The sequence below is a fragment of the Bradyrhizobium zhengyangense genome (assembly GCF_022012435.1).
Lineage (GTDB): Bacteria > Pseudomonadota > Alphaproteobacteria > Rhizobiales > Xanthobacteraceae > Bradyrhizobium > Bradyrhizobium zhengyangense.
Genome location: NZ_JAKLUA010000007.1, coordinates 137,554 through 160,809 on the forward strand (window position 1 = coordinate 137,554; position 23,256 = coordinate 160,809).

A 23,256-nucleotide genomic window follows, 5' to 3' on the forward strand; every position below is an offset into this window, starting at 1 on the left:
CTGTTAGGAACCGAACTCATGTCAGATAGTGCCCCGCAACAACTGCTTCACCTCGTCATCGGCGGCGAGCTGCTCGACCTCGAGCACAACACCTTCAAGAACCTGGACGACGTCGAGATCGTCGGCCTCTATCCGAACTATGCGTCCGCCCATGTCGCCTGGCGCGCCAAGGCGCAGAGCACGGTCGACAACGCGCAGATGCGCTATTTCATCGTCCACCTGCACCGGTTGCTCGACCCGAACGAAGAAACGAAGGCGCGTTGAAAAAACTGCTTCGCAATACGCTGCGAAGCAGCTGGTTTCAGCGTGCCGTCGGGGTCCTGGCGGCCGAATATCTGCGTCTGGTCTGGCGGACCAACAGGTTCACGTTCGATCCGCCTGACGTCTATGAGCTCGTCGAGCCGCACATGCCGGCGATCTTCGCGTTCTGGCACGGTCAGCATTTCCTCACCCCCTTCATCAAGAACAAGGACTCTTACCGGGCCAAGGTGCTGATCTCCCGCCACCGCGACGGCGAGTTCAACGCGGTTGCCGCCGAGCGGCTCGGCATCGGCACCATCAGGGGGTCCGGGGATCACGGCGGCGCGTTCCACCGCAAGGGTGGTGTCGGCGCCTTCAGGGAAATGGTGTACACGCTTCAAGACGGTTGTAATGTCGCGTTGACCGCCGATGTGCCCAAGCGTTCGCGCGTGGCCGGCCTCGGCATCATCATGCTCGCGCGGGAATCGGGGCGGCCGATCATGCCTTTTGCGATGGCGACCAGCCGCTTTATCAGGCTCAAGAACTGGGACCGCACCACCATCAACCTGCCGTTCGGCCGGGGCGCTCTGGTCGGCATCAAGGAAATCCACGTTCCCGCAGACGCCGACGCAGCGAAGATGGAAGAGCTGCGGCAGGAGCTGGAAGACACGTTGAACGAAGCCACACGCCGCGCCTATGCGCAGCTCGGGCGCAAGGGGCCTGCAGATGGCTAGCTCGCTGCCCCATCCCCATGCGGTCCCGAAGTCCCTGCCGATGACGCTGCGGATGTATCGGCGCCTGGCGACGAGCCTCGTGCCGCTCGCGCCTGCACTGATCAAGCGGCGGCTGAAGCAGGGCAAGGAGGATCCCGCGCGCGTCGGCGAGCGGCGGGGGCTCAGCCGGGATGTGCGACCGCACGGCCCGCTGGTTTGGATCCACGGCGCCAGCGTCGGCGAGGTGCTGGCTGCGGCGGCGCTGATCGAGCGCCTGCGCGATCTCAATTTGCGCATCCTGCTCACCTCAGGCACGGTCACCTCGGCCGCGGTCGTCGCAAAACGCTTTCCGCCCGACGTCATCCATCAATACGTGCCGTATGATTCTCCGCGCTACGTCGCGCGCTTCCTCGACCATTGGAAGCCGTCGCTGGCGCTGTTCATCGAATCCGATCTGTGGCCGAACCTGATCCTGGCGGGCGCGGCGCGCCGGGTGCCGATGGTGCTGATCAACGGGCGGATGTCGCCGCGCTCCTTCCCGCGCTGGCGGCGGATGTACGGCACCATCTCGGCGCTGCTGTCGCGCTTCGATATCTGCCTCGCGCAGTCGAGGACCGATGCCGAACGCTTCTCCGCGCTCGGCGGCCGCGACGTGGTCACCACGGGCAATCTCAAGCTCGACGTGCCGGCGCCGCCGGCCGATCCCGTCAAGCTCGAACGGCTGATGACGATGACGCGCGGCCGGCCGATCATCGTCGCGGCCTCGACCCACCCGGGCGAGGACGAGATGCTGGTCGCGGCGCATCGCAGCCTCGTCGGCATCTTCCCGCAGCTCCTCACCGTGATCGTGCCGCGGCATCCGGATCGCGGCTCGTCGATCTCTGGCATGATCACGGCGTCGGGTCTGAAGCCGGCGCTGCGCTCGCGCGACGAGCAGCTGGCGGCCGCCACCGATGTCTATGTCGCCGACACCATGGGCGAGCTCGGCCTGTTCTATCGCCTCTCGCCTGTTGTTTTCATGGGCGGATCGTTGATCCGCCACGGCGGGCAGAATCCGATCGAGGCGATCAAGCTGGGGGCGGCCATCGTCCATGGCCCGCATGTGTTCAATTTCGCCGATGTCTACGCGGCGCTCGATCAAAGCGGCGGCGCGCGCCAGGCCGACACGCAGGAGGCGCTGACGAAGCAGCTCGGCCTGTTGCTGGCCGAGCCCAGCGTGCGCGACAAGATGCAGCGCGCGGGTGCTGGCGTGGTCGAGGAGCTCGGCGGCGCGCTCGATCGCACCATGACGGCACTCGAGCCGTATCTGATGCAGTTGCGGATCGAGATGGGAGCCGCCAATGCGTGAGCCGGCCTTCTGGTACCGGCCGCGTTCCCCGAAGTCGCATCTCCTCGGCCCATTGGGCGCACTCTATGGCGCCATCACCGCGCGCCGCATGGCGCGCCAGGGCTTTGACGCCGGCATCCCCGTGCTCTGCGTCGGCAATTACCATGTCGGCGGCGCCGGCAAGACGCCGACCGTGCTGGCGCTGACGAAGTTGCTGCGCGAGCTCGGCGAAACCCCTGTGGTGCTCAGCCGCGGCTATGGCGGGCGCCTGAAGGGGCCTGTCATGGTCGACCGCGAACGTCACACCGCCACTGACGTCGGCGACGAGCCCTTGATGATGGTCCGCGACGTACCCGTCGCGGTCGCACGCGATCGTCTCGAAGGCGTCGTGCTGGCGAAATCGCAAGGCGCCACCGTGATCCTGATGGACGACGGCTTCCAGAATCCAAAACTGCTGAAGGACGCCTCGCTGATCGTGATCGACAGCGAGCGCGGCCTCGGCAACGGCAAGGTGTTTCCCGCAGGTCCGCTGCGCGCGCCGCTGCGGGCGCAGCTTTCGCGTACCGATGCGCTGGTGATGATCGGCGACGGCCGCGCCGCCAACGATGTCGCGGCCGAGCTCGCCAAGCGCAACAAGCCCGAGCTGCGCGCTCGCCTGAAGCCGGATGCGGCCTCGGTCGCGCAACTCTTCGGCAAAAAGGTTCTCGCCTTCGCCGGCATCGGCGATCCCGAGCGTTTCTTCCGCACCCTGCGTGCCAGCGGCATCGAGGTCGCGCGCACGCGCCCCTTTGCCGATCATCACATGTTCTCGCAGCTCGAACTCGCCGCGCTCGCAACTGAGGCGCAGCGCGAGCAGCTCACCCTGGTGACGACGGAAAAGGATCTCGCGCGCCTGCGTGGCACCGAGGGCGTGCCCGATGGCATCGTGCCGTTCAAGGTAGCGCTCGAATTCGACGATCCGGCCAAGTTGAAGCAATTGATCAGCGACCATCTCTACAAGGCTCGCGAGCGCCGCTTCAGCCAGCGATAAGATGCTGCTCTCGTAGAGTGGGCAAAGGCGCTCTTGCGCCGTGCCCACGATCTGTCGCGATCGGAAACAGGTGGTGCTATTCAGCCGACATTCATCGCCAACTCTCTATCGATCTCATTCGATCCTGGAGACACCGATGAAACTGCCCTTTGCCGCCGTTGCCGCCAGCCTTGTGTGCCTGTCTGTCGCGTCGGCGCAAACGACGACGGCTCCCGCGGCTCCAGGCGCCGCGGTGCCGGTTCCTGCGACCAAGCGCGTGGGTTGCCTCGGCTCGACGCAGAATTTGCAGGGCCAGGACAAGCGCGACCAGATGCAGCTCTGCATGGCGCAGGCGCGGCTCGATTGCCTGAAGCAGGCGATCGATCAGAAGCTGGTCGGCGAGGCGCGCAAGAGCGCGATCAAGACCTGCGTGGGCACGGATGGCGCGGAGCAGCAATAGACGCGCGCCGGAGGCCTCAATTCTGCGGCTTCGGCGCGTTCGGAAAATGCCGCTGCAGCACGGCGGCTGGCGTGGCGTAGGCTTCCTGCAAATCCACGCTCCAATACTTCAATTCGTCGAGCGGGATCCGCGTGTCGGTGATGGCGCAGCGCACGAACGTCCCCGGCGAGATCACGCGGAAATCGCCGTCGAGATATTGCACCTGGGCTTCGCCATGGCCCGAGGGGCCGAACTTGTTCAGCACGGTCGAAAGTCTCCGTGGAAGGGCACGATGTGTTGGACCAGATGTAGCATAGATAGGGTGGCTTGTCCGCCCGTTAAACCCACCGGTTTGTGATGTTTTGCAACCGTTTGCGCGTGATAGTGCTTGAGGCTGTGCGGCACCTCCTGCGACGGAATCCGATGCGCCCCGTAACTTCCGCCCTGTTCCTGGCACTGCTGATGTCGGCCGCGCACGCCGCGCCGGCGCCTGCGCCGCAGGCCGTCGAAATTCCGCTGTCGTCAGGCGTCCTGCATGCGCAGCTGTTCAAGCCGGAGGGGGCGGGCCCATTCCCGACCGTGATCGCACTGCACGGCTGCGGCGGCCTCGGCAGTCATTCCGATTCCGTCCAGCCGCGCTATCGCGACTGGGCCGAGCGCCTGCTCAAGACAGGCAATGCCGTGCTGCTGCCGGATAGTTACGGTTCACGCGAGCTCGGCCCGCAATGTCGCGTCAAGGACATCCACGTCAAGGCGCGGCGCGAGCGCGTCACCGACATCGCGGCGTCGCGCGCCTGGCTGATGAAGCAGAACTGGGTGGCCCGCGACCGCGTCAGCCTGATCGGCTGGGCCAATGGCGCCAGCGCGCTGCTCTGGGCGGTGCGTCCGCAAAGCGCGGCGCGCGATGCGGGCCCGGATTTCCGCGCCGCGATCGCGTTCTATCCGGATTGCCGGATCTCCGCCGGTCTCGGCTGGAGCACGCGGGTGCCGACGCTGGTGCTGATCGGCGCCAATGACGACGTCTCCTCGCCGCCGGCCTGTCGCCAGATGGTGGACGGCGCGCACGGCCGCAGCGCGCTCGCGCGCATCGTGGTCTATCCCGGCGCCTATCACGATTTCGACCGCGCCAACACGCCGCTGCACGCAACAAGCGGCAGCTCTGACGCCGCCGTTCCCGAGCACGGCCATCTCGGCACCGATTCCGAGGCGCGTAACGAGTCGCAGAAGGAAGTCGCGGCGTGGCTGTCGCGATAGCGCGAATGAGCCGGCTCGCCGCGCCTTAGCTCGGTAGAGGCGGATGGGCGGGCTTGCCACGCCGCAGCTCGACGGAGCGAAGGCGGGTTTCATTCTGCGGCGGTGCCTTAGTTCGACCATGATGTCGGCTAAACGCATCTGTCATGCGCAACCGCATCCTCATCTTCTCATCCGCACTGGCCATCTTCACCGTCGCGGTCTTCCTGTTCGAAGCCCAGGCCGGCTCGCCCCAACTCGCGCCGGATCATTGCGGCTTCTGGACCACGATGGACGCGGGACTGTCCTGCCGGTAGGGCAGGGACGACGGACTGTCTCCACACCATGGCTGTCATCGCCCGGCTTGACCGGGCGATCCAGTACTCCGAGACGTCAGTGAGTCACCGAGAAGCCGCGGCGTACTGGATTCCCCGCTTTCGCGGGGAATGACAGAAGACGCCTCAGAACAAACTGCCCTGATCCACCGGCTTGGCCACGCGCTTCGGTGCAGCCTTTGTCTCCGGCGCGGCCGGCTTCGGCTGCGCCGGCGCACGCTTGGCCATCGGCTCGGCGCGGTCCGCATCCGCCGTCGCGCCCACGCGTCCATCCGCGAACTCGATCGCGATCCGCGCATTCGGTCCGACGCTGTCGGCCGAATGCAGGGGATGGCCTGAATCATCGCGCACCAGCGCAAAGCCGCGGGCGAGCACGCCGCGATAGGAGAGGGCGGAGAGCAGCTTGCCGCTGTTCTCGACGCGGGCATCGAGCCGCTGCAGCAACGTCACCAGCGCGCGGCCCGCGCGCTCGGAAAGCCGCTGCGTGCGCTCGCGCTGGCGGAGAATCGCGTTGCGCTGCGCCTGCGCGTTGGAGAGTTTTGAGGCACGCAGGCGCACCTCGAGCCCGGCGAAGCGGTCGCGCCGCCGTCGCAGCAGCGAGCGCGCGGACAGGCCGAGCCGCTCGCCGCACACGGTGAGCCGGTGCCCGGCCTGCGCGATCTGGCCGTGCAGCACCCGCAGCGTCAGCTTCGAGCTCGCCGCCGTGAACCTGCGGAAATGCGCATGCGTATTGGCCTTCAGCCCGCGGGGCAGGGCGCTGCCTGCCGAATCCAGCCGCTGCCGCGGAATCGCCAGCAGATCGCCAGCCGACGGCAGCGCGCGTGCGGCCGCGCGCAATTCGTTGCGGCGGCTCTCATGGGCGCGCATCCAATAGGCGTGGGTCCGGCGTCCGAGATCGGCGACCTCGACGAACAATTCGCTGCGCACCGGCACGGCCATCTCGGCGGCCGCCGTCGGCGTCGGCGCGCGCTTGTCGGCGACGAAGTCGATCAGCGTGATGTCGGTCTCGTGTCCCACCGCCGAGATCAGCGGGATCATGCTCTCGGCCGCCGCGCGCACCACGATCTCCTCGTTGAACGACCAGAGATCCTCCAGCGAGCCGCCGCCGCGCGCGACGATCAGCACGTCGGGCCGCGGAATCTTGCCGCCCTCGGGCAGCGCGTTGAAGCCGCGGATCGCGGCCGCGACCTGCTCGGCCGAGCCCTCGCCCTGCACCTTCACCGGCCACACCAGCACGTGGCGGGGGAAGCGGTCCTCCAGCCGATGCAGGATGTCGCGGATCACCGCGCCGGTCGGCGAGGTCACCACGCCGATCACCTCGGGCAGCCAGGGCAAGAGCTGCTTGCGCGCCTCGTCGAACAGGCCTTCGGCGGCGAGCTTCTTCTTGCGCTCTTCCATCAGCGCCATCAGCGCGCCGATGCCGGCCGGCTCCAGCGCCTCGATGACGATCTGGTATTTCGACGAGCCCGGATAGGTCGTGAGCTTGCCCGTCGCGATCACCTCAAGCCCCTCCTGGGGCTTGAAGCGCATGCGGCCGTGCACGCCCTTCCAGATCACCGCCTCGATCTTGGCGCTCTCGTCCTTGAGCGCGAAATAGCAATGGCCGGAGGAATGGGCGCCGCGAAAGCCGGAGATCTCGCCGCGGACCCGGACATGGCCATAGGTGTCCTCGACCGTCCGCTTCAGGGACTGGGACAGCTCGGAAACGGTGAATTCGGGTGCGTTGTGAAGTTGTTCCGCAGGCGGCATCGGCAAACGATTCGGCATTTTGGGATCAGTCTCGACGTTAAGGATTTTCGCCGGCTAGCGCCATCCAAAGCGCGACGAAATGAGATTCGGTCGGCTGTCCGTGGTTCACCTCTCCCCAGCGGGGAGAGGTCAGATTGCTCCTGGCGATGCGAAGCATCGTCCAGTGCAATCCGGGTGAGGGGGCGCGGCGCCCAGTGAGACCAGATCCCCTCACCCGGATCGCATCTTGCGATGCGATCCGACCTCTCCCTGCGGGAGAGGTGATCCGAGCTCTGGGTGCGCTTCGAAATCCCGATTTGGGGGGTCGTATAGAAGAGTACTCTGTATTATAGAGTTCTCTAACGATGATCTGGTCAGGGAGTTCGACCATGGCAACGCGTCTGCTGCGAGGGGTGCTGGGCTTGCTCAAATGGGGTCTGTGCGCAGTCGGCGCCGTGGCGCTGATCCTGACCGCCCTGATCGCGACGCCGCTGCAGCGGCCCGCGGAGATGCGCTCAGTCTCGGATTCCGCCAAGGGCATCGACTGGTCCACGCTGCCGCCGCTGGAGCGTTTCCAGGCCCGCGACGGCACCTGGCTCGGCTACCGCCATTATCAGGCGAAGGGCGCGGACACCGGTCGCGGTGCCATCTTCATCCATGGCTCGTCCGGCTCCTCCGCCACGGTCAATCACGCGCTGACCGCGGCGTTCGCCGCGCACGGCGTCGAGACCTGGGCACTGGATACGCGCGGCCACGGTGCTTCGGGCACGCGCGGCGACATCGGCTATGTCGGCCAGCTCGAGGACGACCTCGTCGATTTCGTCGCCCATGTCCGCAAAAGTGCGCCGGATCTGCCGCTGACGCTGGTCGGCCATTCCGCAGGCGCCGGCTTCTCGCTCCGCATCGCCGCGACGCCGATCATCCAGGATCTGTTCGTCCGCACCGTCTTGGTCGCGCCCTATCTCGGCTATGACGCGCCGACCAATGTCGCGCATTCCGGCGGCTGGGCCAATGCCGACATCCCGCGCTTCCTCGGTCTCACGGCGCTCCGCAAGCTCGGCATCGACTGCTGCTCGCAGCTTCCGGTACTCGCCTTCGCGGTGCCTGCGAATTCGGAGCGCATTCTCACCGCGACCTATTCCGACCGCCTGATGCGCAATTTCGCCACGCACGGCTATCGTCTCGATCTGCCTGCGGTGACGCATCCGATGACGATCTTCGGCGGCGGCGAGGACGAGATGATGATCTCGGCCAAATATGCGGAAGTCGTGCAGGCCATCAGGCCTGATATCGATGTCAAGATCATCGACGGCGTCAACCACATGGGCATGGTCACCAACCCGAAGGCCGTCAATGCGATTGCCGAGGACGTGGCAACGCGGGGAGCGGGCCAGTCATGATCGACAGCAAGGAGGCGTCCGCCGCGCTGGCCGAGATCGACGACATCGTCCAGCGCGTGAAGCAGTCGCAGCTCTATGAGCTGGCCAGCCTTGCGGCGCTGTGGTGGGGCGTTCTGGTCTTCGCCGGCAATCTGGTGACTTGGGCGTGGCCGTTCTACGCGCGCTACGCCTGGCCCGCCGTCGACATCCTCGGTGTCGGCGGCCTGATCGCCATCCGATTGCTGACGCCGTCGCAAATCCAGGGCCAAAGCCAAGCCTTCGACGTCAGGATCGTGCTGGTGTTCGCGCTGTTCTTCGCGTTCGGAAACATCTGCACCGATGTGCTCGGTCATTTCGGCCCGCGCGAGCTCGGCGCCTTCTGGCCGATCTACTTCATGTTGTTCTACACGCTCGCCGGCCTCTGGTTCGGCTATGCGTTCGTCGCCATCGGCCTCGGTATCATCGCGCTGACGCTGATCGGCTTCTTCTACATCGGCGAGGCCTTCCCGCTCTGGATGGCCTTCGTCAACGGCGGCGGCCTGATCCTCGGCGGCCTCTGGATGCGGCGGATCTGATGGCCGAGCTCGACGACATCATCCATCAGCCGCTGCGGCTGAAGATCATGGCGGCCCTGAACGCATTGCCTGTGGCGTCAGGCCTGGAATTCGCCCGCCTGAAAAAACTCACCGGCGCCACCGACGGCAATCTCGGCGCGCATATCGAGACCCTCGCCAAGGCCGGCTACGTCTCGGTGGAGAAGGCTTTTGTGGGCAAGAAGCCGCAGACGACGGTGACGGCCACAGCGGCGGGCCGCGGCGCGTTTGCGCGGCATGTGGCGACCTTGCAGGAGATCATTGCGGGGAAGCAGGCGTAGGGGCGGTCGTCATTCGGTAGGCTGCTTCACACTCTCCCCTTGTGGAATGATCCCCCTCTTGAGGGATGGAGGTCTTCGCCCTACCCTACAAGTAGGGGAGGCTATCCAGTGAATAGGGCAGTCTTCGCCCCTCGTGGGTGGTTATGTCTGATTCTGCTGTGCCGAAAACATGGGAGGATGCCCTCAATCTTGTTCTGGGCAACGCTCCCTGGATTTTGCTGCTAGTGGCAGTCGAGCGAGCAGTGGAGGGGCACTTCGTCCAAGCTGGCGGAGCCCTCATAGGTTGTTTCATCTCCCTCGGGGTCGCAATCTATTGGAAGGTCTTTGAAGGCCTGACCAAACCCGAGGGGAGGCAACGTTTGGCTTTCGTTTTCATAGCTATCGGGGCCGCTAATCTGGCAACAGGCATTTACATGCTCGCTAGTCAAGGTTCGGCGACCGTTGACAAGAGCCAATTGCATGTAGCGAAGCAGCAGTCGGCACCGGAACAGCCGCCGCTGACACCCAGCCAACCACTAACACAAAAGGAAGAAGAGGCGCTTCAAGGTCTATCAGTGATTTTGAACAGCAGGGGCCCAGAGGTCATCGCAGTCTCAGAGAAGCTCCTAACCGGATTCAGCCCCATCCCCCAATTGAATCTGAATCAAAAAACCGTCTTCGACATGCGCGACGGACTCCAAGAGATTTCGAGTGCCCTGCACTTGATGGAGAATGTTCTTTATCGCGAGTTCATTCCCAAAAATCGCTACTACCAATCCGAACTGCTGGCGGCCTTAGGTGCGCCAAATATGAACAGTGCGGATGTTGTCGAAACTCCGATCTATAGGTTTCAGCAGGTTGTCTCCGCCATTCATGGCAGGATGCAGTGGGCAACGAGCACGGCGGATGAGGCAAAGAATCCAGCTATAACATCGCGATTGATGGACCTTGCCTATCCCGACATACCAGCTCTGAAGACCGCCAAAGATGATTTCAAGGCTTGGATCGATAGCTGCAATTCGCGGATTGAGCAGAGGAAGGCTCAGAAATGAGCAGGCGCGCGCTCAGAACGGCAAATCGATTGGTGTGACAGCTCGTAGCAACCACCGTTTAATGGTTGCTACGAGCTTGCTCACATGGGGGAAATTGCCGGTCTGGTTTGGGGGCAAACGAGTCTGCCCGCCTCAATAAAATTGCGGCGCAATAGACGGGCGCGTCGATATTTCTCAGCGCCCTGTCGGCTGTGATCGGGTCATTTGCATAGTGAATTGGAGCGCGGCCTGCGCCAACGCGGCTGAGATAGCGACGGCGTGGCACGCAAAGCACGTGATACGTACTAACGATACTTCAAAGAATTTCGCCCGTCTCCGCGTCAATTTTACGCTGCTGCAATTGGTCGTCGAATATCAGAATATCGTGGTCGCCGACGCCAGCTAGGATCATTTCTGCAATACGGTCCGAGGTAATGTTTAATTCGATGGTCTGCACACCCATTTCATAGGTCGTTGAAATCAGATCAAACTGGATGAGAGGCCCGCTCTCGACTTGCAAAGACCATCCGTCGGGCAATGTCCTCACTTCGTAAAGGCCTGACGGAAGTTTCTGTGCCGGGCTGCTATTGACCTTATCTGACATGAACGACGTGAATTGGTGACGTTCGGCGCCGCGAACGAGGAAGACCGGGTGCATGATGTGAATTCCTCCGGTAATTCCTACTCGCAGGCATTCCGCAGCAAACAGGTCCCTGTTCGCCTCGGACATGTTCATAGTCATGCTGTGGTTCTTCGCGCTCTGGATATGGAGATTGACGACGACTGTCTTAATGCGGCCTTCCATGTCGCGCTCTTCGGCTCCGCGCAGAACCGCAAGCTTGATATTTTTCGCCTTGGCGTATTTCTGGGCGTCGCGCGTATAGCCTGTGCATGTGACAATAATGGCTTCATCGGCGTTTGTATCCTCGACGACTGAACGAAAGTTTCGAACAATATCGAGGCCCACCTTATCTCCCGATATGTCAAAATCCTTGCACTCGATGATGACCCGCCAGGCCTTTCCGTTTTTCTCGATCGACACGTCAATCTGGTGCGGGACGTCTGAGTCCCCCGTCAACTGCAAGTGATGAATAACCGTGTTTTTGTCTTCAAGACTTTTGAAGACCATGGCCGCCAGCATTTCGTAGCGGGTGCCAGCCTTCGTACTCAAGATCGCGTGGTAGCGATCGTGCAATTCGTCGTATTTTGAGCGTTGCGCCATTTCCGGCTCCTCTCCGATCCATCATAGCTCCGGCGCGGAGGCACGGTCATGGTCCTCGGATTACGGTGACAGTGCACTAAACGGAGCAACCCTCTAAGGCTGCGCCAACTTTGCTATTTCTCGGTTTGCAAGCCGAACGACAGCCGTGGTTCTCCTCAACAGCCGCTGCCGGTCGATTGTCTTTGGATCGATAAAGATGTCGGGAAGACCGTTATATCTGAGAAGGTTTCCCTTATAAAAAACATTCAGTGCCTTCACTTCCTGCGCAAGCGCCGGGCGCATGGGTTGGAGGCCAAAGACCTTTAGAGCCGCCAGTGCGACGCCTTCCAGGTCGTGCCCGTATCCCCTGATCACCTTGTCGTACTTCTTGTAGTCGAGCAGCAACAGCAGCGCCTTCGCGATGATTTCGGTACCTTGGCAGACTAGGTGGAGCACCACATATTCGTCGCCCCCATGGTCTTGCAGCAAAATAGACGCGCCAAGGAAACTTTGACCCTTTGCATAGAGGGCGAGCGCAATCCGCTGCCGAGCGTAGTCCGTCAAATCGCTACTGCCGATGGTGACTTCCATGAGTGCCGTCCGACCCGCGCTAGAGGAAGCCAAGTTTCCCTTTGCCCACGGCAGTCGCGACTTTAACGGGACTCTCCAGCACTGCCCTGATGTACTCGTGAATCTCCTCACAGACCCGTTCAACGTCATCTTCGCTGAAGTTGAGTGGAATGCCTCTAAGCGCGCGCGGGCTGTCACCGATCCTAACCGTTATGGCGTCGCCAATCATCTCGAATTCCAGGACCACGCGCGGCCAGAACTTGCCCTTGCCGTTTGTGCGCGGAATCCCCACAGCAACACCCATCTGGATAGGAGCTAGCCTCAAGGTTCCTTTGTCATGCGTGCTGAACTTTGCACCCCGGTAGTCGCCGACCTCCTCTCGATACTCGCCTTCAGGCGGTACACCCCGCGCTTCAGACCCTTCACCTAGATAGATCGGCAGATGCCGCACGACGGCATCTCCAAGCGCTTCGATGGTGCGGAAGCTCTTGACCGTCATGTCGCTGTAAGCGGACATTGCATCTTGTAGGATCTTCAGTCGTTCGCTGAGAGCCATCTGTTTCGTCCTCTTTCTAAAGTCCACGTGCCTTGTTGTCGCGATGTAACGAACGCACCAACATCCTACCGTAAGTCTTGCCGTCCTCTGAATGCTCCAGATAGTTCCACTCGTCGCCCTCCAACAAGAGCCTGATGTACTTAGCGACGCTCAACGCCAATCGAGACAGGCGCCAGATATCGCGAATGAGAATCCTCTGGCTTGGATCAAGCCCAGTGGTGGCGTGGGCGAGAACCTTGTTTCGGTAGTGCTTTGTCCTCGTTAGGGCGTCCTGCTCTGCCTTTAGGGCGGACCATCGCGCCTTTAGCGCCCGCATCAACTTCGGTATGTCTCTGGTCGGCCCTGCCCTATGACCGACGGCACGCTGCCACTGCGTTTCCTTGTCGATCAAGAATCGTTGGAAGTCGGAAGTGCTCACGTCCTCCACAAGCTGTCCAAGCGACGCGTCATCATTTCTGGTGCCGTTGTCGCATAGTGCGCATAGTCTGATCACCATAATCTGCAACTGGTCAAACAAGATGGTGCTTAGCGCGCCGATGGCCTCCCTTCGAGCTTCAGCTTTTGACCTGTTTCGTTCAGGCCGTGAAACACTCCGAGCGTCTGCGCTAGGTTCTCAGCGAAGTGGTGTATGATCTCAGCTTTCTTGCAGAATGTTCGATAGAGTTCCTCCGCAGCTTTTGTTTTTGGACTTGGTTTACTCTTCATGGTTTGCTTCTTGCGTGCAAGCCTCCGGTGCGTTCTCACGTCTGCACGCAGTTAGAAGGCCACTTCCAAGGGGCGTCAGCATGAAGTTTGCTTCAGGGAGCAGCGGCATCCCAAAGGTAAATTGGGAGATGGTGGATGTACCTCCGGTTGGAAAATCCATCATGCCGCTCGCCGCAAGTTGGCGCTCGATCAATTCCCCAAGTACTCGCTGAAACTTATCTGGATTGACGACCGCCCAATTCCCGACACTCACGCCCATGTCATTTTGGAGAGGGACGCGTCCAAACAAATTATGTAGGTCAACGGACCTAGCTCGGAAGGTCACGCACCGAAGACGCACAAGGTTCTGTATGGATATGGCTCGCTCATCGGGGAGAAACTGCCGCCAATGTGTATCGGCCAGAGCATTCATCGCGTTCACGAACGTCTGATGCTCTTGCTGGGTCTTAAATCTTTTCCGGCTTTGATCTTCGATCTTGGCAATTAGCTCCAGAAACAAAACCTCTCTGGTCGAAAGAGACTTCAGGATATCAATGTAGACCTTCTCAGGCTTAACCGAAGCCGAAGGATCGACAGCATTTGCCATTAATCGTGCCCATAGCTCTTGGACACTTTCGTCTTCCTCTAGAGAAGCGGCTTCCATAATCAGAAGCCCTTCCCCAAACCCCAGCGCCTTCAGCTGTTCTGGCTTTAGGCCCCGCTCGTCAACTATGGTCTGAGCCTTCTCTAGGATACGCACTCCGTTCTTGAAGCGCCAAAACCGCATCTGGTCGCCAAAGATATGACTTAGCTCGCGCGATGCGGGCTCAAACAGCCCTGCTAAATAGCCTCCCACGCGGCCCAAAAGGTCCAAACCGCGCTGATAGGTCTTTTGCGTCTCCTGCTCAGCCTTGGCGACTTCGGTGACGACCTCCGCACCCGCCTTAACCACTGACTTAACAACGCCGTTGGCGTCACTTTCTGTCATAGGGCCTCGCATGAATGGGCAATCGGGCGAATCACTCCGAAAGCTAGAATACCTAGAGGAGGGCAGAAGCAAGCACTTATGCAATTCGGAATCCATACGATTCCAGAATGCACGTTGCGCGATGTACGGAAATTCGCCTAACCTTCGTTGCGGCGTTCAGCATCGGCGATCTTCGTCATTTCACCGAAAGCGGAGATAGATTCCGGGGCGTTGCCAATCGCTCTGCGCGCATGGCGCGCGGCCCAACGGATCCCGGGCTCGCGGTTTCGCCGCGCCCCGGAATGCCGGGGAGTCCGCCCCCATCCCCCTTGAGCCCCACCCCGATTCGTGCGACCTCGGCCCCCAGCAAAACCCCTCATTTCGAGCCTTCGATGCACATTCTCCTGCTTGGTTCCGGCGGCCGCGAACATGCCCTGGCGTGGAAGATCGCAGCCTCTCCCCTGGTGACCAAATTCTGGTGCGCGCCCGGCAATGCCGGCATCGCGCGTGAGGCGGAGTGCGTGGCGCTCGATGTCGCCGACCATGCGGCCGTGATCGATTTCTGTAAAAAGAACGCGGTCGAGCTGGTCGTGGTCGGCCCGGAGACGCCGCTGGCGGCCGGTATCGTCGATGATCTCACCGCCGCGGGCATCAAGGCGTTCGGCCCGAACAAGATCCCGGCGCAGCTCGAAAGCTCCAAGGGCTTTACCAAGGCGCTGTGCACCGAGTTCGGCATTCCGACCGGCGCCTACAAGCGCTTCACCAATGCCGATGACGCGCGCGCCTACGTGCAGAGCCAGGGCGCGCCGATCGTGGTGAAGGCCGATGGCCTTGCCGCCGGCAAGGGCGTCGTCGTCGCGAAGTCAGTGCGCGAGGCGGAGGACGCCATCGCCATGATGTTCGAGGGCGCGTTTGGCGAGGCCGGCACTGAAGTCGTGATCGAGGAATTTTTGCCGGGCCGCGAGATCAGCTTCTTCGCGCTGTGCGACGGCGAGACCGCGATTCCGCTCGCCTCCGCGCAGGACCACAAGCGCGTGTTCGACCACGACGTCGGCCCGAACACCGGCGGCATGGGCGCCTATTCGCCGACGCCGCTGGTCACGCCTGTTATCCACGACGCGATCATGGCCAAGATCATCCTGCCGACGGTGGCGGGCATGAAGCAGCGCGGCACGCCGTTCCGCGGCATTCTCTATGCCGGCATCATGCTGACGACGCAGGGCCCAAAGCTGTTCGAGTTCAACGTCCGCTTCGGCGACCCTGAATGCCAGGTGCTGATGCTGCGCATGATGTCGGACATCGTGCCCGCGTTCCTCGCGGCGTGTGACGGCCAGCTGAAGAATTTTGATCTGCGCTGGTATCCGGAATCCGCGCTCACCGTGGTGATGGCCGCGAAGGGCTATCCCGGCGATTATCAGAAGGGCACTGAGATCAAGGGGCTCGATGACGCCGCCAAGGTCGACACCGTCGAGATCTTCCACGCCGGCACCGTCGCGAAGGACGGCGCCATCCTCGCCAATGGCGGCCGCGTGCTCAATGTCTGCGCGCTGGGCGCGACCGTGACTGAGGCGCAGGCGCGCGCCTATCAGGCGGTCGACCTGATCCGCTGGCCGGAAGGCTTTTGCCGCCGCGACATCGGCTGGCAGGCGGTGGAGGCCGAGAAGGCCAAGAGCTAGTTCCTTGTCATTCCGGACGGCGCACCGCGCCGATCCGGAATCCAGAGCTGTGGGCCCACTCCGACATCCCAGAAATGCGCAATCAGCTGTTGGGCTTAGCCACCCCGCTGATAATACCGCTACTGTGCATGGGGTTGTTTTCGATTCTCGTGTCGAGGTGCCCCCCAATGACTGAGCAGAGACTGAGCAGAGACTGACCAGATAAGGATGCAGAAGATGTCCGATCTCGCCGACCTCTATCCCGGCTTCGCCTCCGAATGGACCGACACCTCGTTCGGCCGCATCTTCGCCCGCGTCGGCGGCAAGGGCCCGCCGCTGCTGTTGCTGCACGGCTTCTCCGAGACGCATGTGATGTGGCACCGCGTCGCGCCCGCGCTCGCCGACCGGTTCACGCTGATCATCGCAGACCTGCCGGGCTATGGCTGGTCCGACATGCCCGAGAGCGACGCGCTGCACATGCCCTACAGCAAGCGCGCGATGGCGAAAGCGATGGTCGAGATGATGGAGCGCCTCGGCCACGTCCACTTCGCACTCGCCGGCCACGACCGCGGCGGCCGCGTGTCGTATCGTTTGGCGCTCGATCATCCCGGGCGGCTGTCGAAGCTCGCCGTGCTCGATATCCTGCCGACCTATAATTACTGGGAGCGGATGAACCGCGCCTATGCGCTGAAGATCTATCACTGGACGTTCCTCGCCCAGCCCGCGCCGCTGCCGGAGACGCTGATCGCAGGGCAAGGCGAATTCTTCCTGCGCTTCAAGATGGCGAGCCAGACCAAGTCGAAGAATCTGGATGCGATCGACAAGCGCGCGCTCGAGCACTACATCGCCCCGTTCCGCGATCCCGCCCGGATCCATGCGATGTGCGAGGATTACCGCGCCGGCGCCTATATCGACTACGATTTGGACAAGGCCGATTTCGAGGCGGGCAAGAAGATCACCGTGCCCATGCTGGCGCTGTGGGGCAACGCCGGCATCGCCCAGGCCGCCGCGACCCCGCTCGATGTCTGGAAGCAGTGGGCGACCAACGTCGAGGGCCAGCCGGTGGACTCCGGCCACTTCCTCACCGAGGAGAACCCCGACGTCACCGCGCGGGCCCTGCGTGCGTTCTTCGCAGGGACCTAGCGCCGCTCGCGAAAGAACTCCTTGAGCAGCCGCGCCGCCTCGCTCTCGCCGACCCCGGAGTAGACGTCCGGGGCGTGGTGGCAGGTCGGGGAGGCAAAGAACCGCACGCCCGATTCCACCGCGCCGCCCTTGGGGTCGGCCGCGCCGTAATAGAGCCGGCGCACCCTTGCAAAGGAGATCGCGCCCGCACACATGGTGCAGGGCTCCAGCGTCACGTAGAGGTCGCAGTCGACCAGCCGCTCGCTGCCGATCTTCTTCGCCGCCTCGCGCAGCGCAATGATCTCGGCGTGGCCGGTGGGGTCGTAATCGGTCAGCGTCCGGTTGGCGGCGGTGGCGATGACCTCGTAATTCCGGACCACCACGCAGCCGATCGGAACTTCGCCCGCCTTTCCGGCATTTTCGGCCGTTTTGAGCGCCAAATCCATGAAAGAGGGGGCTTTCAAGCCTCGTATCATCCGAAGAAACCTGCTAGTAGCTGCGCCTTCAGCAGAAGTGCTTATCGAATTTGCCTGAGCATGCGGCTCGCAATGAGCGCGCGCAATGCTTTCCGGCCACCCCCTGAGTGAGATTATTCATGCCTCGCGACAGCGACAAAGACAACGATTCCCGCGGCCGGCGAGGCCCCCCCAAAGGTGGCCGCAGCGGCAAGCCGCGCGGCCCCGAGAAGAAATTCGCCAAGCGCGGCTTCGAGGGCAAGAGCGAGGGCAGGGGCGATCACGACAGCCGCCCGCCCCGTGGCGACCGCGACAGCCGTCCGCCTCGTGAGGGTAAACCCTTCCGCCGCCGCGAGGAGGGCGATGCCCCGCGCCGTGATTTTTCCGACCGGCCCCGCTTCAAGCGCGACGATCGCAGTGGCGAGGGCCGCGGCGAGCGCAGCTTCAAGCCGCGTGGCGACCGCCCGTTCTCCGATCGCGGAGCGCGCGATGGCGAGAAGCGCTCCTTCAAGCCGCGTGGTGAGCGTCCGTCCTATGGCCGCGACGACCGTCCGCCGCGCCGGGATCGCGATGACTTTCGTCCGGCGGGCCGCTCCAGTGACAGGAAATTCGGCGACAAGAAGCCCTATGCGCCGCGCGGCGACCGTCCCGAGCGCAAGTTCGACGGCGAGCGGAAATTTTCGCGGGGCGGCGGGCCGGATCGCGAACGCGACCGTGGGGATCGCGGGCCGCGCGAGGATCGTGGCGAGCGCAGCTTCAAGCCGCGTGGCGACCGCCCGAATTTCGATCGCGGTGATCGCGCGCCCCGTGGAGAGCGCCCCGAACGCAAATTCGAGGACCGGAAGTTTTCCCGGGGCGGACCGGATCGCGGGCCGCGCAAGGATTTCGGCGGCCGCGATCGCGGCGAGGACAAGCCCTGGCAGAAGCGCGACGACCGTCGCGAAGGCGGTCGCGGCGATGACCGTCCGCGCTTCTCGCGCTCGCGCGAGGACCGTCCATCGGGCGATCGTCCGTTCCGTGACCGTCCCAAATTCGATCGTCCGCGTGAGCGGCCCGAAGGCCGCTCCGATTGGCACGAGCATCCGCGCAGCGAAGGCCGTTTCGGTGATCGTCCGCGCCGTGAAAACGAGGATGAGAGCAGGATCTTCGAGAAGCGTCCGGCCTTCGGTGGCCGCGGTGCCTATCGCGCGCGCGATCGGGATTTCGAGGGACGCCCACGTCGCGAAGAAGCACCTAAGCCGAAGAAGGAAGGCGAACGCATCGCCAAGGCGCTGGCGCGCGCCGGTCTCGCCTCGCGCAGGGATGCCGAGGAGATGGTCACGCAGGGCCGCGTCACCGTCAACGGCCGTGTCATCAACTCGCCGGCGCTCGACATCACCAAGAACGACGTCGTTCTGGTCGACGGCAAGCCGTTGCCGGAGCGCGAGCGCACGCGCCTGTTCCTCTATCACAAGCCGCGCGGGCTGATGACGACGCATGACGACCCCGAGGGCCGTCCGACCGTGTTCGACAATCTGCCCGAAGGCCTGCCGCGGTTGATCTCGATCGGCCGACTCGACTTCAACACCGAGGGCCTGTTGCTGCTCACCAATGACGGCGGCCTCGCGCGCACGCTTGAGCTGCCCGACACCGGCTGGCTGCGCCGCTACCGCGTTCGCGCCCATGGTGAGATCACCCAGGCGCAGCTCGACCAGCTCAAGGACGGCATCGAGGTTGAAGGCGTGAAGTACGGTCCGATCGAAGCGACGCTCGAACGCGACCAGGGCGCGAATGTCTGGCTGGTGTTCGCGATCCGCGAAGGCAAGAATCGCGAGGTGCGTAACGTCTGCGCCCATCTCGGGCTCGAGGTGAACCGGCTGATCCGCGTCTCCTACGGCCCGTTCCAACTCGGAGAAGTGCCCGAGGGCCAGGTCGAGGAGGTCCGCGCGCGTGTGCTGCGCGATCAGCTCGGCGACAAGATCATCGAGAAGTCTGGCGCGCAGTTCGACGTCGCGAAGAAATCCCCAGGCGAGGGCGAAAAGACCTCCACGCGCGCCGTGATCGCCGACCGCAAGGGCCGCCGCGTGCTGGTGCAGCGCACCGGCAGCGACGAGGCGCGCGAGCGCAACGAGGAAGAGGCGAGCGGCTACGGCCCGCCCCGCCGCCCCAAGCGCGGCTATCACGGCAAGCGCGACCTGACGCCGCGGGAGGACTAGCTTGCGTATCGTCGGCGGTCGCTTGAAGGGGCGCAATCTCGCCTCACCGTCTTCGCGTGACATCCGTCCGACGGCGGATCGCCTGCGCGAGTCCGTGTTCAACATCCTCGTGCATGCCTATGACGATCCGATCCAGGACGCGCGCGTGCTCGATCTCTTCGCCGGCACCGGGGCGCTCGGCATCGAGGCGTCCTCGCGTGGCGCGAAATTCACGCTGTTCGTGGATAACGGCGCGGAGGCGCGGGCGCTGCTGCGTAACAACGTCGAGTCGCTCGGCCTTGGCGGCGTCACCAAAGTCTATCGCCGCGATGCGACCGATCTCGGCCCCGCGCATCCCGTCGAGCCGTTCTCGCTGGTATTTCTCGATCCGCCCTATGGCAAGGGATTTGCGGAGAAGGCGTTGGCGAGCTTGCGCGATGGTGGCTGGCTCACGCCTGGCGCGCTGCTGGTGGTCGAGGAGGCAAAGGCCGCGCAGTTCGTGACGCCGGAAGGTTTCGAGGAGCTGGAGCGGCGGGCGTATGACGACACGGAGTTCGTGTTTTTGAAACGCAACGCGTAATTCATCGCCGCCCGAACAGCTTCTCCACATCGGCGAGCTTCAGCTCGACATAGGTCGGCCTGCCGTGATTGCACTGGCCGGAGTTCGGCGTCTCCTCCATCTCGCGGAGCAGTGCGTTCATCTCCTCGGGCCGTAGTCTGCGGCCGGCGCGCACCGAGCCGTGGCAGGCCATGGTGGCGGCGACATGCATCAAGCGGCGTTCCAAAGGCAGCGCCTCGTCCCACTCGGCCATGTGTTCGGAGAGATCGCGGAGCAGCCCGCCTGCATTGGTCTTCCCAAGCAGCGACGGCGTCTCGCGTACCGCGACCGCGCCGGGGCCGAAGGATTCGATTGCAAGGCCAAAGGATGTGAGCTCTTCGCTGCGCTCCAACAGGCGCTCGACCGTGGCCTCGTCCATTTCGACGATCTCGGGGATCAGCAGGATCTGCCGCTGCACGCCGTTTGCGGCGAGTGACGCCTTGAGCCGCTCATAGACGATGCGCTCATGCGCGGCGTGCTGGTCGACGATGATCAGACCGTCGCGGGTCTGCGACACGATATAGGTCTCGTGGAGCTGCGTGCGCGCCGCGCCGAGCGGACGATCGACGAGATCAGTCACCGGCTGCGTCTCAAACCGCACGTCCGCGCTGGGCGCGCCGACATCGAAGGCGGCCTGCGCGCGCTCGGCGAAAGCGGGCGCGGCTGGGCCCTCGAATGACGGCATCGAAGCGACCGGCGCGGACGGTGAGGCCCGCCAGTCCCAGCTTGCAGGACGCGGCGGCGTGAAGGCCGGCCGGAACGAGGACAAGGCGCTCTCGCCACTATTGGCGGCGGTGCGGCGGCCCTCGCGTGCGAGACCTTCCTTCAGCCCGTGCACGATCAGCGCGCGCACGAGGCCGGCGTTGCGGAAGCGCACCTCGGTCTTCGCCGGATGAACATTGGCGTCGACCTCGCGCGGATCGAGCGTCACGAACAACGCCAGCACCGGATGCCGGTCGCGCGGCAGATAATCGGCATAGGCGCCACGCACCGCGCCGAGGATCAGCTTGTCGCGCACCGGGCGGCCGTTGACGAAAAGATATTGCCCGAGTGCGTTGGCTTTGGTCAGCGCGGGAGCGGCGGCATAGCCGGCGACGACGACGCCGTCGCGCTCGGCACGGACCTCGAAGGCATGGCTGCGGAACTCCGCGCCCAGAATATCGCCAAGCCGGGTCAGCCGTCCGGCCGCGCCGGGTAGCGCGGCGGCCCAGGTCACCGGCGCGCGCTCTTCGCCCGCGAGCGTGAAGGCAATGTCAGGCCTTGCCATCGCAAGCCGTCGCACCACCTCGCGGATCGCTTCGGCCTCGGTGCGATCGGTCTTCAGAAATTTCAGCCGCGCGGGTGTCGCGTAGAAGAGGTCGTTGACCTCGACGCGAGTGCCGTGCGCGAGCGCGGCCGGCATGATCTCGGACTTTTCGCCGCCCTCGACAGTGAGCGCCCAGGCATGCGGCTCGCTGGCATGCCGCGTGGTGATCGAGAGCCGTGCCACCGAGCCGATCGACGGCAACGCCTCGCCGCGGAAGCCGAGGGTGCGGATCTGCAGCAGATCCTCGTCATCAAGCTTGGACGTCGCGTGGCGCTCGACGGCGAGCGCAAGGTCCTTCGCGGTCATGCCGCTACCGTCGTCGGTAATGCCGATCCGCCTCCGCCCGCCGCCATCGGTGAAGACGTCGATGCGGCTCGCGCCGGCATCGATAGCATTCTCGACAAGCTCCTTGACCACGCTCGCCGGGCGCTCGACCACCTCGCCGGCGGCGATGCGGTTGACGACCTGTTCTGGAAGCTGACGGACGGGCATGGATTCGCTCAATGACGGCGCAGTTTATCCCCGTCGGAACTCAAATGCATGGGATAAGTCCTGCTACCCACATATCAGATCTGGATTTTCAGCACGCACGTGTTCCTTGCCGCCGCATATGAGGAGCACAATTCCGCGAAAGCGCCGCGAAATCCCTAAACGATGACCACACGGCCCGGCTTGCATCGCGATCGCGCCGTTCAGCTCTTTGCGCGACGGGGCGGTCCGGTCCAGACGAACGGCGTGGGGAATGGCCGAACCGCTCATCGCGAATAAAATCCAGGAGACATGGATGAAGTTGGTGAAGACCTCAGTGATCGCTTGCGCGCTTTCCGCTCTGCTTGCGGGCCCCGTTCTCGCGCAAGGAATGTCGTCCGACAGCAAGTTGCATGGCGGCGCGCAGGGCAAGACGACGCAAGGTGGCGTCGCAGGCAATAGCGAGGAGGAGCTGGAAGCACAGTCGGGCGGTGCGGGCCAAACGGGCATGAAGCCAGCGAAGGGCACGAAAGGCGCGGTCGGCACCACGGGCAGTGCCACGCATAAGAGCGCCACCGACGGGTCGGCTCCCGGCGGGGCGACCACCAACGGCAAGCGCTACTGAGCGTGAGATCTGAGTAAACCAACCTCCGGTCGCGTGGCGGCCGGAGGTTTTTTCCAATCAATCGTCGAAGCGACCGCCGCGGCCGGCCTTGACGTCGCTGCGGCGCTTCTTGCCGTCGAGTCGGCGCTGCTTGGAGCCAAACGTCGGCTTGGTCGCGCGGCGTGGTGTCGGCCGGATCATCGCCTCGGTCAGGATCTCGACGAGTCGGTCGATAGCGTCCTGGCGGTTGCGTTCCTGGGTGCGGAAGCGCTGGGCATGGATTACGATCACGCCATCCTTGGTCATCCGCTGGCCAGCGATGCGGGCGAGCCGGATCGTCGCATCCTCCGGGATGGTCAACTTGCGTGTGTCGAAGCGCAGCTGGGCCGCGGTCGACAATTTGTTGACGTTCTGCCCGCCCGGGCCAGAGGCGCGGACAAAGCCGATCTCGATGTCGTCCTCGTCGATGACGAGATCGCGGGATATCCGCAGCATGATGGCACCATTCGTGACATCAGGACATATCTCGGAACATCCATCTTCGGCAATGGCGGGATGGCGGAAACGCAAATGGCCGGGCGAGCCCGGCCATTTCAGGTAACGTCGGAGGCG

The 23,256-nt window shown here is 63.6% G+C and carries 26 protein-coding genes; 16 read left to right on the forward strand and 10 right to left on the reverse strand.

The window, feature by feature from the left end; translation table 11 throughout:
- The first annotated feature begins 18 nt into the window (after positions 1-18).
- From L6637_RS22195 to L6637_RS22215, 5 genes are all read left to right on the forward strand, one after another.
- Complete coding sequence (locus tag L6637_RS22195) at positions 19-264, forward strand: DUF4170 domain-containing protein (protein ID WP_237864530.1); 246 nt, start codon at positions 19-21, stop codon at positions 262-264.
- A complete protein-coding gene (locus L6637_RS22200) occupies positions 261-974 on the forward strand; it encodes a lysophospholipid acyltransferase family protein (RefSeq protein ID WP_237864529.1) in 714 nt (237 codons plus the stop codon). Before L6637_RS22195 ends, L6637_RS22200 begins: the two co-directional genes overlap by 4 nt.
- Positions 937-2,301 carry a 3-deoxy-D-manno-octulosonic acid transferase gene (locus L6637_RS22205; protein WP_237864528.1) on the forward strand — a complete coding sequence of 455 codons (1,365 nt, stop codon included), beginning with the start codon at positions 937-939 and terminating at the stop codon, positions 2,299-2,301. Before L6637_RS22200 ends, L6637_RS22205 begins: the two co-directional genes overlap by 38 nt.
- Positions 2,294-3,310, forward strand: a complete 1,017-nt coding sequence (lpxK, locus tag L6637_RS22210) for a tetraacyldisaccharide 4'-kinase (protein WP_237864527.1) — start codon at positions 2,294-2,296, stop codon at positions 3,308-3,310. The genes L6637_RS22205 and lpxK overlap by 8 nt, the downstream gene beginning before the upstream one ends.
- A 136-nt stretch (positions 3,311-3,446) precedes the next feature.
- Entirely contained in the window at positions 3,447-3,749 is a 303-nt protein-coding gene (locus L6637_RS22215) for a hypothetical protein (RefSeq protein WP_237864526.1), read from the forward strand.
- A 16-nt stretch (positions 3,750-3,765) separates the two neighbouring features.
- Here L6637_RS22215 and L6637_RS22220 read toward each other — a convergent pair whose 3' ends face one another.
- Complete coding sequence (locus L6637_RS22220) at positions 3,766-3,993, reverse strand: DUF2093 domain-containing protein (protein ID WP_237864525.1); 228 nt, start codon at positions 3,991-3,993, stop codon at positions 3,766-3,768.
- Positions 3,994-4,151: 158 nt separating this feature from the next.
- Between L6637_RS22220 and L6637_RS22225 the strand changes: the two genes are divergently transcribed.
- Positions 4,152-4,982, forward strand: coding sequence for a dienelactone hydrolase family protein (locus L6637_RS22225; protein WP_237864524.1), 831 nt, complete (start codon positions 4,152-4,154; stop codon positions 4,980-4,982).
- 143 nt (positions 4,983-5,125) lie between these two features.
- Positions 5,126-5,275: a hypothetical protein gene (locus L6637_RS22230; protein WP_237864523.1), complete on the forward strand. Its 150-nt coding sequence runs from the start codon at positions 5,126-5,128 to the stop codon at positions 5,273-5,275.
- Positions 5,276-5,419: 144 nt separating this feature from the next.
- Here the strand turns inward: L6637_RS22230 and xseA are convergent, their stop codons facing one another.
- Complete coding sequence (gene xseA, locus L6637_RS22235; RefSeq protein WP_237864522.1) at positions 5,420-7,060, reverse strand: exodeoxyribonuclease VII large subunit; 1,641 nt, start codon at positions 7,058-7,060, stop codon at positions 5,420-5,422.
- Between the two features lie 350 nt (positions 7,061-7,410).
- Between xseA and L6637_RS22240 the strand changes: the two genes are divergently transcribed.
- The 4 genes from L6637_RS22240 (at position 7,411) to L6637_RS22255 (ending at position 10,305) form a co-directional block, all read left to right on the forward strand.
- The gene (locus L6637_RS22240; protein ID WP_237864521.1) at positions 7,411-8,421 is read left to right on the forward strand and encodes an alpha/beta hydrolase; all 1,011 of its coding nucleotides are present in this window, start codon (positions 7,411-7,413) and stop codon (positions 8,419-8,421) included.
- Positions 8,418-8,975, forward strand: coding sequence for a hypothetical protein (locus L6637_RS22245; protein WP_237864520.1), 558 nt, complete (start codon positions 8,418-8,420; stop codon positions 8,973-8,975). The genes L6637_RS22240 and L6637_RS22245 overlap by 4 nt, the downstream gene beginning before the upstream one ends.
- On the forward strand, positions 8,975-9,274 hold the full coding sequence (locus L6637_RS22250) for a winged helix-turn-helix domain-containing protein (protein ID WP_237864519.1): 300 nt from the start codon (positions 8,975-8,977) through the stop codon (positions 9,272-9,274). The genes L6637_RS22245 and L6637_RS22250 overlap by 1 nt, the downstream gene beginning before the upstream one ends.
- Before the next feature lie 143 nt (positions 9,275-9,417).
- A complete protein-coding gene (locus tag L6637_RS22255) occupies positions 9,418-10,305 on the forward strand; it encodes a hypothetical protein (RefSeq protein WP_237871980.1) in 888 nt (295 codons plus the stop codon).
- Between the two features lie 295 nt (positions 10,306-10,600).
- Here L6637_RS22255 and L6637_RS22260 read toward each other — a convergent pair whose 3' ends face one another.
- From L6637_RS22260 to L6637_RS22280, 5 genes are all read right to left on the reverse strand, one after another.
- On the reverse strand, positions 10,601-11,506 hold the full coding sequence (locus L6637_RS22260) for a restriction endonuclease (protein WP_237864517.1): 906 nt from the start codon (positions 11,504-11,506) through the stop codon (positions 10,601-10,603).
- Positions 11,507-11,599: 93 nt separating this feature from the next.
- Positions 11,600-12,076: a hypothetical protein gene (locus L6637_RS22265; RefSeq protein WP_237864516.1), complete on the reverse strand. Its 477-nt coding sequence runs from the start codon at positions 12,074-12,076 to the stop codon at positions 11,600-11,602.
- A 19-nt stretch (positions 12,077-12,095) separates the two neighbouring features.
- Positions 12,096-12,611 carry a hypothetical protein gene (locus L6637_RS22270; RefSeq protein ID WP_237864515.1) on the reverse strand — a complete coding sequence of 172 codons (516 nt, stop codon included), beginning with the start codon at positions 12,609-12,611 and terminating at the stop codon, positions 12,096-12,098.
- Positions 12,612-12,627: 16 nt separating this feature from the next.
- On the reverse strand, positions 12,628-13,128 hold the full coding sequence (locus tag L6637_RS22275) for an AbiU2 domain-containing protein (protein ID WP_237864514.1): 501 nt from the start codon (positions 13,126-13,128) through the stop codon (positions 12,628-12,630).
- Between the two features lie 177 nt (positions 13,129-13,305).
- Positions 13,306-14,283 carry an Abi-alpha family protein gene (locus L6637_RS22280; protein ID WP_237864513.1) on the reverse strand — a complete coding sequence of 326 codons (978 nt, stop codon included), beginning with the start codon at positions 14,281-14,283 and terminating at the stop codon, positions 13,306-13,308.
- A gap of 371 nt (positions 14,284-14,654) precedes the next feature.
- Between L6637_RS22280 and purD the strand changes: the two genes are divergently transcribed.
- Positions 14,655-15,938, forward strand: a complete 1,284-nt coding sequence (purD, locus tag L6637_RS22285; RefSeq protein ID WP_237864512.1) for a phosphoribosylamine--glycine ligase — start codon at positions 14,655-14,657, stop codon at positions 15,936-15,938.
- Positions 15,939-16,154: 216 nt separating this feature from the next.
- Positions 16,155-17,060, forward strand: coding sequence for an alpha/beta fold hydrolase (locus L6637_RS22290; protein ID WP_237864511.1), 906 nt, complete (start codon positions 16,155-16,157; stop codon positions 17,058-17,060).
- Here L6637_RS22290 and L6637_RS22295 read toward each other — a convergent pair.
- A complete protein-coding gene (locus L6637_RS22295; protein WP_092230031.1) occupies positions 17,057-17,515 on the reverse strand; it encodes a nucleoside deaminase in 459 nt (152 codons plus the stop codon). The genes L6637_RS22290 and L6637_RS22295 overlap by 4 nt on opposite strands.
- Before the next feature lie 119 nt (positions 17,516-17,634).
- Between L6637_RS22295 and L6637_RS22300 the strand changes: the two genes are divergently transcribed.
- Positions 17,635-19,689: a pseudouridine synthase gene (locus L6637_RS22300; RefSeq protein WP_237864510.1), complete on the forward strand. Its 2,055-nt coding sequence runs from the start codon at positions 17,635-17,637 to the stop codon at positions 19,687-19,689.
- Between the two features lies 1 nt (position 19,690).
- Complete coding sequence (gene rsmD, locus L6637_RS22305) at positions 19,691-20,248, forward strand: 16S rRNA (guanine(966)-N(2))-methyltransferase RsmD (RefSeq protein ID WP_237864509.1); 558 nt, start codon at positions 19,691-19,693, stop codon at positions 20,246-20,248.
- A 1-nt stretch (position 20,249) separates the two neighbouring features.
- Here rsmD and mutL read toward each other — a convergent pair whose 3' ends face one another.
- Positions 20,250-22,064 (reverse strand): DNA mismatch repair endonuclease MutL, encoded by a 1,815-nt coding sequence (gene mutL / locus L6637_RS22310; RefSeq protein WP_237864508.1) that lies wholly within the window; start codon positions 22,062-22,064, stop codon positions 20,250-20,252.
- A 250-nt stretch (positions 22,065-22,314) separates the two neighbouring features.
- Here mutL and L6637_RS22315 point away from each other — a divergent pair, with 250 nt between their 5' ends.
- Positions 22,315-22,665, forward strand: coding sequence for a hypothetical protein (locus L6637_RS22315; protein ID WP_237864507.1), 351 nt, complete (start codon positions 22,315-22,317; stop codon positions 22,663-22,665).
- Between the two features lie 57 nt (positions 22,666-22,722).
- Here the strand turns inward: L6637_RS22315 and arfB are convergent, their stop codons facing one another.
- On the reverse strand, positions 22,723-23,139 hold the full coding sequence (gene arfB / locus L6637_RS22320) for an alternative ribosome rescue aminoacyl-tRNA hydrolase ArfB (protein WP_237864506.1): 417 nt from the start codon (positions 23,137-23,139) through the stop codon (positions 22,723-22,725).
- Between the last annotated feature and the right edge of the window lie 117 nt (positions 23,140-23,256).